This window comes from Bacillus sp. FSL M8-0166, from assembly GCF_038008825.1.
Classification (GTDB): domain Bacteria; phylum Bacillota; class Bacilli; order Bacillales; family Bacillaceae; genus Bacillus; species Bacillus safensis.
In genome coordinates, this window is the sequence record NZ_JBBOZZ010000001.1 from 3263558 (window position 1) to 3275854 (window position 12297).

The 12297-nt window shown below is 40.5% G+C and carries 10 protein-coding genes; 8 read left to right on the plus strand and 2 right to left on the minus strand.

What is annotated here, in order from left to right; translation table 11 throughout:
* The first annotated feature begins 48 nt into the window (after nt 1-48).
* Nucleotides 49-876: an ABC transporter permease gene (locus NSS92_RS16815; protein ID WP_267586765.1), complete on the plus strand. Its 828-nt coding sequence runs from the start codon at nt 49-51 to the stop codon at nt 874-876.
* Nucleotides 877-895: 19 nt separating this feature from the next.
* Complete coding sequence (tagH, locus tag NSS92_RS16820) at nt 896-2497, plus strand: teichoic acids export ABC transporter ATP-binding subunit TagH (protein WP_267586764.1); 1602 nt, start codon at nt 896-898, stop codon at nt 2495-2497.
* 26 nt (nt 2498-2523) lie between these two features.
* Here the strand turns inward: tagH and galU are convergent, their stop codons facing one another.
* Nucleotides 2524-3405, minus strand: coding sequence for a UTP--glucose-1-phosphate uridylyltransferase GalU (gene galU / locus NSS92_RS16825; RefSeq protein WP_008343198.1), 882 nt, complete (start codon nt 3403-3405; stop codon nt 2524-2526).
* 269 nt (nt 3406-3674) lie between these two features.
* Here galU and wecB point away from each other — a divergent pair, with 269 nt between their 5' ends.
* The gene (gene wecB, locus NSS92_RS16830; RefSeq protein ID WP_340869429.1) at nt 3675-4814 is read left to right on the plus strand and encodes a non-hydrolyzing UDP-N-acetylglucosamine 2-epimerase; all 1140 of its coding nucleotides are present in this window, start codon (nt 3675-3677) and stop codon (nt 4812-4814) included.
* A 32-nt stretch (nt 4815-4846) separates the two neighbouring features.
* Here the strand turns inward: wecB and tagU are convergent, their stop codons facing one another.
* Nucleotides 4847-5767: a polyisoprenyl-teichoic acid--peptidoglycan teichoic acid transferase TagU gene (gene tagU, locus NSS92_RS16835; RefSeq protein ID WP_267586762.1), complete on the minus strand. Its 921-nt coding sequence runs from the start codon at nt 5765-5767 to the stop codon at nt 4847-4849.
* Nucleotides 5768-5949: 182 nt separating this feature from the next.
* On the opposite strand from tagU, the gene NSS92_RS16840 reads away from it, so the two are divergent.
* From NSS92_RS16840 to NSS92_RS16860, 5 genes are all read left to right on the plus strand, one after another.
* Nucleotides 5950-6273 carry a LytA gene (locus tag NSS92_RS16840; protein WP_267586761.1) on the plus strand — a complete coding sequence of 108 codons (324 nt, stop codon included), beginning with the start codon at nt 5950-5952 and terminating at the stop codon, nt 6271-6273.
* A 24-nt stretch (nt 6274-6297) separates the two neighbouring features.
* Nucleotides 6298-8406 carry a SpoIID/LytB domain-containing protein gene (locus NSS92_RS16845; RefSeq protein WP_340869433.1) on the plus strand — a complete coding sequence of 703 codons (2109 nt, stop codon included), beginning with the start codon at nt 6298-6300 and terminating at the stop codon, nt 8404-8406.
* 23 nt (nt 8407-8429) lie between these two features.
* Nucleotides 8430-9920, plus strand: coding sequence for an N-acetylmuramoyl-L-alanine amidase (locus NSS92_RS16850; protein ID WP_340869435.1), 1491 nt, complete (start codon nt 8430-8432; stop codon nt 9918-9920).
* 117 nt (nt 9921-10037) lie between these two features.
* Nucleotides 10038-11534 carry an N-acetylmuramoyl-L-alanine amidase gene (locus tag NSS92_RS16855; RefSeq protein ID WP_340869437.1) on the plus strand — a complete coding sequence of 499 codons (1497 nt, stop codon included), beginning with the start codon at nt 10038-10040 and terminating at the stop codon, nt 11532-11534.
* A 137-nt stretch (nt 11535-11671) separates the two neighbouring features.
* Nucleotides 11672-12259 (plus strand): hypothetical protein, encoded by a 588-nt coding sequence (locus tag NSS92_RS16860; RefSeq protein ID WP_445661646.1) that lies wholly within the window; start codon nt 11672-11674, stop codon nt 12257-12259.
* Nucleotides 12260-12297 lie beyond the last annotated feature (38 nt).

A 12297-nucleotide genomic window follows, 5' to 3' on the forward strand; every position in this document is an offset into this window, starting at 1 on the left:
TTTTTTAAAAGAGGCAATCCCAAAAACTTATATCTAAGGAAGATTAGAATGAACGCATTGTTTACAATATTAAGAGAGCAAATCAGCTCACTTCCGCTGGTTATGCGACTTGCTGTTTATGAAACAAAATCAAAATATCAGATGAATTATTTGGGTGTTTTGTGGCAGTTTTTAAATCCATTAATGCAGATGCTGGCTTACTGGTTTGTTTTTGGTATGGGCATTCGCGGAGGACAGCCAATTGCCATTGGAGACATGGAGGTTCCATTTATCATCTGGATGCTTGCCGGTTTAATCCCTTGGTTCTTCATTAGTCCGACCATTCTTGATGGATCAAACAGTGTGTTTAAACGCATTAATATGGTATCGAAAATGAATTTTCCGATTAGTGCGCTGCCGTCTGTGGTGATTATGTCAAACTTGTTCAGCTACTTTGTTATGATGGGTGTCTATCTGATTGTGCTGATTTCCTATGGCATATACCCTGACGCGCATTGGCTGCAATATATATACTATCTTATTTGTATGATCGCGTTTATGTTTTCGTTTAGTTTGTTTAATTCCACGATTAGCGTACTCGTGAGAGACTATCAATTTCTTTTACAATCCGTGACACGATTACTTTTCTTTTTGCTGCCGATTTTTTGGAATATCTCAGAGAAGCTCACTGGAGACAAAGCATGGATTGGGGATATATTAAGATTGAATCCTCTTTTCTACATTATTGATGGTTTTAGAAATAGTTTGTTAAAGGGAGAATGGTTCTTCCATGATGTCAAATACACACTTTATTTTTGGCTGATCACGCTTCTTCTTTTAACAGTCGGTTCATTGCTTCATATGAAATTTAGGGATAAATTTGTCGATTTTCTTTAAAAAGTAAGGAGATTATACGATGAAACTAAAGGTTTCGTTTCGAAACGTATCCAAGCAATACGTCCTATATAAAAAACAGTCGGATAAGATCAAAGGGCTGTTTTTACCTAATAAAAATGAAAAAGGTTTTTTTGCTGTTCGCGATGTGTCCTTTGATGTATATGAAGGCGAGACGATTGGTTTTGTAGGGATTAACGGATCTGGGAAATCGACAATGTCGAACCTTCTAGCGAAAATCATTCCACCGACAAATGGTGAAATTGATATGGACGGCCAGCCTTCGTTAATTGCCATTGCGGCAGGGCTGAACAATCAATTAAGCGGGAAAGATAACATTCGCTTAAAATGTTTAATGATGGGACTGACGAATAAAGAGATAGACGAGCTTTATGAAAAAATCGTAGAGTTTGCGGATATTGGTGACTTTATTGACCAGCCTGTAAAGAGCTATTCAAGCGGAATGAAATCGCGCCTTGGCTTTGCCATTTCAGCGCATATCGATCCAGATATCCTGATTATTGATGAAGCGCTGTCTGTTGGAGACCAAACCTTCTATCAAAAATGTGTGGACCGTATTACAGAATTCAAAGAACAAGGAAAGACGATCTTTTTTGTCAGTCACTCTATTAGCCAAATTCAAAAAATCTGTGATCGGGTGGCTTGGATGCATTATGGTGAGCTTCGCATGTTTGATGATACGAATAAGGTCGTGAAGGAATATAAGGAGTTTGTTGACTGGTTTAACAAGCTTTCTAAGAAAGAGAAACAAAAATACCAATTGGAACACAAAGAAGGTAGAAAAGGCGTACAAAAGACGAAAAAGGTGTCTCGTTATCAAGAGAACGGAAAACGGCGTTCACTGTTCGGACCCGCATTTCAAGTGACAGTTTTAGCGGTCTTAACGTTATTGCTTGCCTTATCGATGTTTTCAGATCGCCCGCTTCGTACACTGGCGACATTTGGTGCAATCCCATCAGATAAGACAGAAGCGCCTCAGTCGAAGAACACGCAGACCAAAGGAGCGCCCGATATGAAAAAGGTGGATCAACAGGTGATTGTCACGTCTGATCCACTCACACTTTACAAAGACCAAGCCATGAAAAAAAAGGCGGATGTCACCTTGCCATTTGGACAAGAAGTACAGGCTGTGGCTGAAAATAAACAAACTGTTCAAATTAAAACAGCTTCAGAAACGTATTTTGTCAAACCTGCTGCGCTTCAAAAAGCAGAGGAATTAAAGTCATTATCCATTGGACCAGGACAGTTTAATTCCTATGTATCGCCTGCATCGGCAGGGTCGTATGAGTATTTACTTTCTTTCCTTGGGAAAGAAGAATCTGTGCTTAAGCAGAGAATGCAAACGCTGATTTCAGTCAAAAATGATCAAGGTGATACGATTGAGAGATTGACCACAGAGAAAACAGACTATGTCATTCAAAAGGGTCAGGCAAACACCATTGTGTTTCGCGACATTATGCCAATCTCTCCTTCCACACTTGGGCTGACAGAACAGAATGTCTGGATGAATGAGAAACGAACAAAATTCGCAGTGAAGGGCGAAAACAACCTGTTTGTCATTGATAATGAACAGCATACACTGACTATTTCAGTCATTAAATAAAAAAGCTGCCGATGCCGGCAGCTTTTTTAATTCACTTCTTCTTTTTCGAGAAGCTGTTTCATAAATGGAATGAGTTTCTTTTTCAATTCTTCATCCTGAAGAGCAAACTCAAGCGTCGTTTCAATGAAGCCTTGCTTCTCGCCGACATCATATCGTTTCCCTTCGAAATCATAGGCAAATACGCGCTGGATGTCATTCAGCTTTTGAATGGCATCTGTCAGTTGAATTTCTCCGCCTGCACCAATCTCTTGCTGATCGAGGTACATAAAGATCTCTGGCGTGAAAATATAGCGCCCTAAGATGGCTAGGTTCGATGGTGCTGTTCCTTGCGGCGGCTTTTCAACAAAGTTTTTGACTTGGTAGCGGCGGCCTTCTTGTGTAAGAGGGTCGATGATCCCGTAGCGATGTGTATCGCTGTCTGCTACTTGCTGAACACCGATGACAGATGAAAGAGTTTTTTCGTATTCATCCATCAGCTGGCGAAGCCCAGGTGTTTCGGCTTGAACAATGTCATCACCTAATAAAACAGCAAAAGGTTCATCACCAATAAAGTTGCGTGCGCACCAAACGGCGTGTCCAAGTCCTTTAGGTTCTTTTTGCCGTATGTAATGAATGTCAGCAATGTTAGAGGATTTTCTCACTTTTTCTAAGAGCTCGCTTTTTCCCTTTTCCTCAAGATTACGCTCTAGCTCTGGTGCAAAATCAAAATGATCCTCAATGGCTCTCTTTCCTTTTCCAGTGACGATAATAATGTCTTCGATTCCTGATTCAACAGCTTCTTCAATAATATATTGAATGGTTGGTTTATCAACGATTGGGAGCATTTCTTTAGGCATCGCTTTTGTTGCAGGGAGGAAACGTGTCCCAAGACCTGCAGCTGGTATTATGGCTTTACGTACTTTTTTCAATGAACTTTGCACCTTCCTTATATATAGAAAAAATGATTTGACTTCATTTTTCATCTTTCATAAAGTGTAACTTACAAATGATAGAAATGACAAATGATTTACGATAAATGTATGATCTGATTCAATATCTATTGTAAAGAGTTCGTGTAAATTTTTATGTTGAAAAGAGTAAAGGCAATGTAAAAATTGAAAATAGAATGATTAGGATTCGCTCCTATTCTTTTGTATAATACACTTATGATAAATGAGAAGGAAAGAGGCATCGACTATTGAAAACACTACATGTAATGACTGTATTCGGGACGAGGCCTGAAGCAATTAAAATGGCACCCCTTGTCCTTGAACTGAATAAACATCCGCAAATCAAATCCTCAGTCACTGTGACTGCGCAGCATCGGCAAATGCTTGATCAAGTGTTGAAAGCTTTTGACATTCAACCAGATCATGATTTAAATATTATGAAAGAACGCCAGACATTATCTGAAATTACATCAAATGCACTATTGAAGCTAGATCAATTATTCCAAAAAGAAAAGCCTGATATTGTGTTAGTTCATGGAGACACAACAACAACGTTTGCGGGTAGCTTGGCCGCATTTTATCACCAAATTTCAGTCGGTCATGTTGAAGCGGGTTTAAGAACACATAATAAGTACTCACCGTTTCCAGAAGAATTGAATCGTCAAATGACAGGAAGCATTGCGGATATTCATTTTGCTCCTACCCATGAGGCAATGCAGAATCTTTTAATCGAAAATAAAAAAGAAGAAACTATTTTTGTGACAGGGAATACTGCGATTGATGCATTGCAAACAACGGTTACAGAGCAGTATCAACACCCTATTTTAGAGAAAATAGGTACAGATAAAATGATCTTGTTAACGGCCCATCGCAGGGAGAATCTCGGTCAGCCGATGAAAAACATGTTTAGAGCAATTAGACGTATTGTAGAAGAGTTTGAAGATGTTCAGGTTGTATACCCTGTACATTTAAACCCCGCTGTTCGTGATGCGGCTCAGACAGAATTCAGTGATCTTGATCGTGTGCACTTAATTGAGCCGCTTGAAGTCGTTGATTTCCATAACTTCGCTGCTAACTCACACTTTATATTAACGGATTCTGGCGGTGTACAAGAGGAGGCGCCATCTCTAGGGAAGCCAGTATTAGTGCTTCGTGATACAACAGAACGCCCTGAAGGCGTGAAAGCTGGCACGCTTAAGCTCGCAGGTACAGATGAAGAGACCATTTACAACATGGCAAAACAGCTGCTAGTCGATCAGAAAGAGTACGACAACATGTCGAAGGCGTCTAATCCATATGGTGATGGACAAGCGTCAAAACGAATTGTCGAAGAGCTTCTCCATCGTTTTGGATTAAGTGAAGAAAAACCAGTTCCATTTCAATCATAAAAAAGAAGACTACATTTCTGTAGTCTTCTTTTTTACTGCTCTAAACTTTCCTTCAATTCCTTCTTCACATTCGCAAGACTGCTGTCATCAAGCTGGTAGTAATAAATATTATTGATACGTGCGCCCGATCCTTTCAGTTCGTGCTGTTTTACATGCTGTCTTGCATCACGATAATCATTCATCATCGTCCACATATCGTCAAATGACATGTTTGTCTTCATATTGTTTTCCACGACTTTGAACATATCGCCGAATTTCGTAACAGATGAAATGTTGGCGCCTTTTGCAATGATGCCTTCAATGACTTGGCGCTGTCTTTGCTGACGACCGAAGTCACCCTTTGGATCTTGCTTTCTCATTCTCGTATAGGCAAGGGCTTGATCCCCATTCAGGTTAATCTCTCCTGTACCAAATGAGTGGCCGTCATAGCTAAATGCAAATGTGCTGTTCACCGTAATACCGCCAAGTGTATCGACAATATCCTTAAAGCTTTCCATATTGACTTTAACGAAGTAATCAACAGGTACATCAAGCAGTTCCTCTACAGTATCTGCTGCCATTTGTGTACCGCCGAATGCATAGGAATGGTTGATTTTATCCATTGTGCCTTTTCCGACAATCTTCGTATAGGTATCACGCGGGATGCTCACCATCTCGGTCGTTTTCGTTTTCGGATTTACTGTCATGTATATTAACGTATCTGCACGGCCTCGGTCATTTTTTCGTTCATCGACACCCATGACTAAAATAGAAATCGGGTCTTTCTTACTTAAATCGACATCTTTGTCACGCTTATCTGACTTCTTTAAATTCTCCTGAATGCCTGCGACGGTCGATGCTGCTGTGTTCCAAAGATGATATGCGTATCCGCCAGTTGCTAATACGAATAAGCCAATAATCGATAAAACAATCCAAAGAACCTTTTTTTTCTTTCTTTTTCTTTCAGCTCTCATAATGTCCCTCACCTTTTCTATGATTCTTCCATGATTATAGGTTTACGAATCTTGATAAACAAGTTATTTTTTTACTCTGAACCTAGATATAGACGTTGTAACAAAAAAAAGGTTTCAAAAAACCTTAAATTTACCTTAAAATAATAAGTTATAAGACGATACAAAGACATGAGGTGAAAAAAATGAAGAAAATCGTCGTTTTACCGTTCTTAATACTGCTACTAGGTATCGTGCTTACAGCATGTGGAACGGCTGAGCAGTCCTCAGGAGAAAACAAGACAAGCAGTTCAACTCCTCAGGTACTGGAAGAGAAAGCAGAATTTATTGGAATGGCTGATGCACATACAGTCGAAGTGAAAAAAGTGAATACGACCTTAAGCTATGAATTTACGGATAATTTTAAAGATGTGTTAAATGAATTTAAACCAGGAGACACAGTAGAAATCTCTTACATTATTAATGACAGTGGTCAAAAGGAAATCCAGAAGATTGAAAAACAGAAGTAAAAAAGATGGGCGGGATGAACAAAATTGAAGAAAACAGGCATTACACTAATTGTCCTAATAACACTGACTCTATTAGTTGCACCCCTTCAGTCTGCCATGGCCAGCTCGACAATTTCAGTGAAATTGTCTAATTATATCGGAAACAAAACAAGCATGGATATTTCAACAACTGGGGAATACAAGCTATCAGGATCAAATGTTGCTGTGACGAAAAGATATGATGGCAAAAATAGATACGAAGTAGCCAACAGTATTGCATCTGCAGGATGGAAAAATCCTTCAACTGTTGTCATTGTGAGCAGAGATGCGTTTGATCATGCGATTTCTGTATCACCGTTAGCATACAAACTGGGCGCACCTATTTTGTATACGAATATTGAAAAGCTTACGAAAACAACAGAAAACCAGCTGAAGAAAATGAAGCCGGATAACATTCTGATTGTCGGAAATACGAAAAGTATTTCAACAGCTGCTGAGAAGTCTATTAAAAAGTATGGCAAAGTCAGACGCATTAGTGGAAAAGACAAGTTTGAAATCTCCCAAAAAATCGCTAAAGAAATGGGTAACTATAAGCAAGCTGTCGTTGTCGGCGGGAACTCATTTATGAATGGGATTGCCATTGCATCCTACGCATCGAGAAAGGGCTACCCTATCCTTTTAACAAAAAAAGATTCCATTCCGTCTTATAGAATGCCAAGTAAAGTGATCATCATCGGCAGTACAAAAAGCACTGGACAAAAAGTTGAAAATCAAATCAAAAAAACCTCACAGGTGACAAGAATCAGCGGTGCCAATCGCTACGAATTATCTGTGAATATTATAAAGAAATTAAATATTAATGCAGATAAAGTTTATTTGGCAAAAGCCTCTAGCTATATTTATGCTATGCCGCTGTCGCAATTGGCTGCAAAATCTAACAGTACCGTTGTGTATGTGAAACCCGATTCTGTCACAGCGTCTTTAAAAGCACTGCTGAAAGAAAAAGGTACATATGCTTATCATCTTGCTGGTAGCACAAGTGCGATTAAAGATAGCTTGAAAAATTCATTAGCCAAACAAGTCTATCTGAAAAAAAATCAAAACTACCAATTGAATATTTCTAACGGAAAAATTTCATTAAAAGGCATAAAGACGTATAACACGGTAAGAGTTGTTCCTGAGAAATATTCAACGAAAAATGTCCTTCAAGTTGCAGGGAAGCCGTACTTAGGCAGTGTAAACTTTGCAATTGAATCAGGGTATATCAGGCCGACTCTCGAAAATATTCCATTTGAAGACTATCTAAAAGGTGTAGTACCAAATGAAATGCCTGCAAGCTGGAATGTTGAAGCGTTAAAAGCACAGGCGGTTGCCGCTAGAACGTATTCGGTAAAAAGTATTGGAAAAGTCGTCCCTGATACAACAGCCTTCCAAGTATATGGGGGATATAACTGGTACACAAATTCGACAAAAGCTGTCGATGCTACAAAAGGAAAGGTTCTGAAATACAACAATCAGCTCATTTCAGCAACCTATTACTCTAGCAATGGCGGTTATACAGAGGCAAGTGAAGAAGTATGGGGAAATGCACTGCCATACTTAGTGGCCAAAAAGGATCCAAAAGATCCAGTCAATCCATGGACACTGAAACTCTCTAAGAAACAACTAGGCACGACATTGACTGCCAGCACAGCAGCATCTGAGTGGTCTAAAGCAAAAGAGACAAATGCAGCTGACCTTGCCGGCCTGAAATCATGGCTGCTCAAAAACAAAGAAACCGCTGCATCTGATATGAAAATCGCATCCATCTCAAGCCTGACGTTCTCAGGGAAAACAAAAGGCCAGCGAGCGAAGACGGTATCGATCAAACTGACATATCACCTGAAAAACAAAACAGGCACGTATGCAGTAAACAAAAGCACAACGGCAAGTATGAAAATGACCGAATTTAGATCCGTTATGGGCGCAACAAAGGTGAAAAGCACGTTTGCGTCAGTCAAAAACAATACAAATGACTTCACGATTTCAGGAAAAGGGTATGGCCACGGCATTGGTATGAGCCAATACGGAGCCAAAGCGAGAGCTGAATCTGGAAACTCATATTCTTCCATACTCTCGTTCTACTATCCAGGAACAAAACTAACAAACTATTAAAGGGTAAAAGGAGGACATAGAAGATGCGCTCAATGATGAAAACAGCCATCCTCAGCCTCATCGCCATTTTCGTTATCGTTCCAACAGCATTGGCAGACAATTCAGTCTCACGAATTGATGGCGGGAGCAGATATGCTGTAGCGGCAAACGTAGCGAAAAAAGGATGGGGAACTGCAAGTACAGTCGTTTTAGTAGGGAAAACTGCGTATGCAGATGCAACAGCAGGAATTCCACTTGCACACCAAAAAAATGGACCAGTTCTTTACACAAACAGTAAAAGCCTTTCGGGTGATACAAAAAAAGCCTTAACTTCATTAAAAACAAAGACGGTGATCGTTTTAGGCAGCACATCAAGTGTGTCAAACAACGTGGTCAACCAAGTGAAGAAAATGGGCATCTCCACACAGCGAATTTCAGGAAAAAACCGATATGAGCTATCTGCCAATATCGCGAAAAAAATGAACAAGCCAGCAGGCGTCGTTGTCGTTGAGGGTTCTTTCTATGCACATGGGATTGCAATTGCACCTGTAGCAGCTCAAAAAGGATTCCCAATTCTATACACAGATAAAAAGGGACTTCGTTCTGAAATCGCTTCTGTTGCAAAAGCAAGCAACGTGAAACAAACCATTGTAGTCGGCGGAGAGAATTACGTCACAAAAGCAGCTTATAACCAATTGAAATCTCCAACGCGAATCAAAGGCTCGACTCGTTATGATGTCGCGGCAAATATTGTGAAAAAGTATAATATGAGCGTCAATAATACCTATGTAGGAAGAGGATTTGGCTATGCCACTTCATCTTCTGCTGCAGGAATCGCAGCGAAGCAAAACAAAGCATTGCTTCTAACGAATGAAAAGACGCTGCCAAAAGTAACAAGAGCAACAGTGAGCAGCAAGAAAATCACCAAATTTACTGTCGTAGGCAGTACAAATACAGTGACACCAACTGTTGTGAACCAGTTGAAAAACCCGGCTGTTGGTAAAAAAGTATTCATTGATCCAGGTCATGGTGCGCATGATTCAGGAGCTGTAGGATACGGATTATATGAAAAGAATTTGAATTTAGATGTAGCAAAGCGTTTAAATACGAAATTAAACAACGCTGGTGCACTTGTTACCATGTCAAGAACATCAGACACATTTGATAGTCTTCAAACACGAGTGAGCAAAGGTGCGTCAGCAAATGCAGATATCTTCATCAGTGTCCATGCGAACTCAAATGATAACAGCAGTGCAAATGGAACAGAAACGTATTATGACAAAACCTATGCGGCTGCAAACAGCCTGAAGCTGGCGCAAAACATCCAGCCTAAAATGGTCAGTGCACTTGGTACAAGAGATCGTGGTGTGAAAACAGCTGGCTTCTACGTCATTAAATATTCTAAGATGCCGAGCGTTCTTTTGGAAACTGGTTTTGTTTCCAGTCCAGTTGATTCAAACATCTTGAAATCTGCTACGTATAAAGATCGATTAGCGTCAGGCATTTCAAGCGGCGTGTCAGGTTATTTTAGATAAGAAAACACAAACCTGAGGGGTGCCTCAGATAGGCTGCTCGAGAACGTACTCGGCAGCCTTTTTTCAAAAGTTCATGAAGTTCCTAGGTGAAGGGTTCAAACCAAGGAGGTTGACTTCATGCGTTTTGATATCAAATGTATTTTACTGATTGCTATTTCACTATGTTTATATACACCATCCGTTTTTGCTCAGCACACTCTATCGAGGATAGAAGGAAACAATCGGTATGAGGTGGCGGTAAATGCCGCGAAAAGGGGCTGGCAGGAAGCGCCTGCCGTTGTGCTTGTGGGCGGTGATGCTTATGCAGATGCCCTGAGTGCTGTGCCTTATGCCTATCAGCAAGGGGCCCCAGTCCTCTTAACGAATGCTGGCAGTCTTTCAGGTGCAGCAAAGACAGGGTTGCAGCAGCTGAAAACGAAGCGGGTAACAATTCTTGGCGGGACTGCGAGTATTTCTGAAAAAGTCGTGAAGCAGTTAAAAGCGATGAATCTATCCGTATCCCGTATTCAAGGAAAGAACCGCTATGAATTGGCGGCAAATGTGGCTAAGCAGATGAAGAGTGCTAGTGCAGCTGTCGTCGTGAATGGTTCTGCTTATGCTGATGCTGTCGCGATTGCTCCATACGCTGCCAAACAAGGCTATCCCATTTTATTAACAGATGCAAAAGGATTGCGCCAAGAAACAGCCAATCTATTAAAAAACAAAGCGGTCAAGCGGACCATTGTGATCGGCGGAGAAGCAAGTGTCAATAAAACCACTTTTCAAAAGCTTCCATCACCAGTAAGAATAACTGGAGCCAATCGGTATGAGGTAGCTGCCCAAATTGCTAAAACGTATCCAATGAAGACAAGTCAAACATTTATGAGTCATGGGTATGCCTATGCAGATGCGGCAGCTGCGGCAAGTATAGCAGCGAAACAGGGACAAACTCTTCTTCTCACAGACGCTCAAACGGTGCCGAATCCCATCAGAAAAGTCATTGGAGCAAATCAGATGTCAGCTTTTTCTGTGGTAGGCGGAACATCAACCATTCAAACCAATGTCATCACGCAGCTGAAAAATGCGGTGTTAGGCGAAACGATTTTTATTGATCCAGGTCATGGTGCGCAGGATGCTGGAGCGATAGGGAATGGCCTGCTTGAAAAGAACATTAATTTAGAAGTCGCATTAAAGCTTCAGTCGAGGCTTCATCAAGCGGGTGCCCTTACTGTCATGTCGAGAACATCTGATACATTTGACTCCTTGCAGACACGTGTCAGTAAAGGAGCGCAGGCCAGTGCTGATATATTCATCAGTATCCACGCCAACGCAAATGATAACAGCCGTGCGAATGGGACAGAGACGTATTATGATACGACATATGCGGCTGCTAATAGTATCAAGCTGGCACAAAAGGTTCAGCCTCAAATGGTCAGCGCCCTTGGAACAAGGGATCGAGGAGTGAAAACAGCAGGGTTCTACGTCATCAAATATTCCAGAATGCCGAGTATTTTGCTAGAAACCGGCTTTGTGACAAGCCCAATTGATGCGAGTATTTTAAAATCATCCGCTGCAAAGGATCGGCTGGCTTCTGGAATTGCAACTGGTGTGTCCAACTACTTTAACGTAAAATGAATCATGAATGATGTGTCAAGTTAAAAATACATTTCATTTTTGGTTATGTTTGTTATAATTGAAACATAGAAGGTGAATGGTTTACACATAAATCTTCAAACGACAGCAAACCGACAAATCATGAAGAGGTGACGATTTTGAAAAAATTAATCACAATGCCGTTTCTAGTATTGCTTCTAGGTGTATTGCTCACAGCGTGCGGCACAACAAATCAATCAAGCGATAACAAAAAGGAAGACAGCAAAAAAGAAACAACCGAAGCAGCCGATCAAAACAAAGATAAGGCTGCAGACGAAAAATCAGAAGATCAATCATCAAAAAATGAAAAAGCAGATGATCAAAGCAAAGAAACAGCTGCTAAAACAGAAGAACCAGCAGGTCAATCTGATGAAGAGGCAAAAGACAGCTCAAGCAAAGAAATCACAAAAGAAGAACCTGCTAAAGATCAATCAAAAGCTGACTCAAAAGGTGACTCTAAAACAAAGAAAGAATCAACGACTAGTAAGAAAAATGAAGTCACCAAAGAAGGCACATATGTCGGTTTGGCTGATGGACATACAATTGCTGTCAACATTGATGGGAAAGAAGTAGCTATTCAATTCGGAAATACATTTTCTAAACAAGTGAACAGCTTAAAAGAAGAATCAAAAGTGAAAGTAACCTATACAAAAGATGCAAACGGAACACTTCGATTGAAAACGATCGAATCTGTAAAAGCAAAATAAAGAAAAGACCCGGAGACCCGCAGAATTGCGGGTCTTTT

What these genes read in the sequence shown, in the direction of transcription:
- NSS92_RS16855 (WP_340869437.1), top strand. Translation starts at nt 10,038, where the DNA reads ATGCGTTTTGATATCAAATGTATTTTACTGATTGCTATTTCACTATGT.
- NSS92_RS16850 (WP_340869435.1), top strand. Translation starts at nt 8,430, where the DNA reads ATGCGCTCAATGATGAAAACAGCCATCCTCAGCCTCATCGCCATTTTC.
- tagH (WP_267586764.1), top strand. Translation starts at nt 896, where the DNA reads ATGAAACTAAAGGTTTCGTTTCGAAACGTATCCAAGCAATACGTCCTA.
- NSS92_RS16840 (WP_267586761.1), top strand. Translation starts at nt 5,950, where the DNA reads ATGAAGAAAATCGTCGTTTTACCGTTCTTAATACTGCTACTAGGTATC.
- NSS92_RS16815 (WP_267586765.1), top strand. Translation starts at nt 49, where the DNA reads ATGAACGCATTGTTTACAATATTAAGAGAGCAAATCAGCTCACTTCCG.
- tagU (WP_267586762.1), bottom strand. Translation starts at nt 5,767, where the DNA reads ATGAGAGCTGAAAGAAAAAGAAAGAAAAAAAAGGTTCTTTGGATTGTT.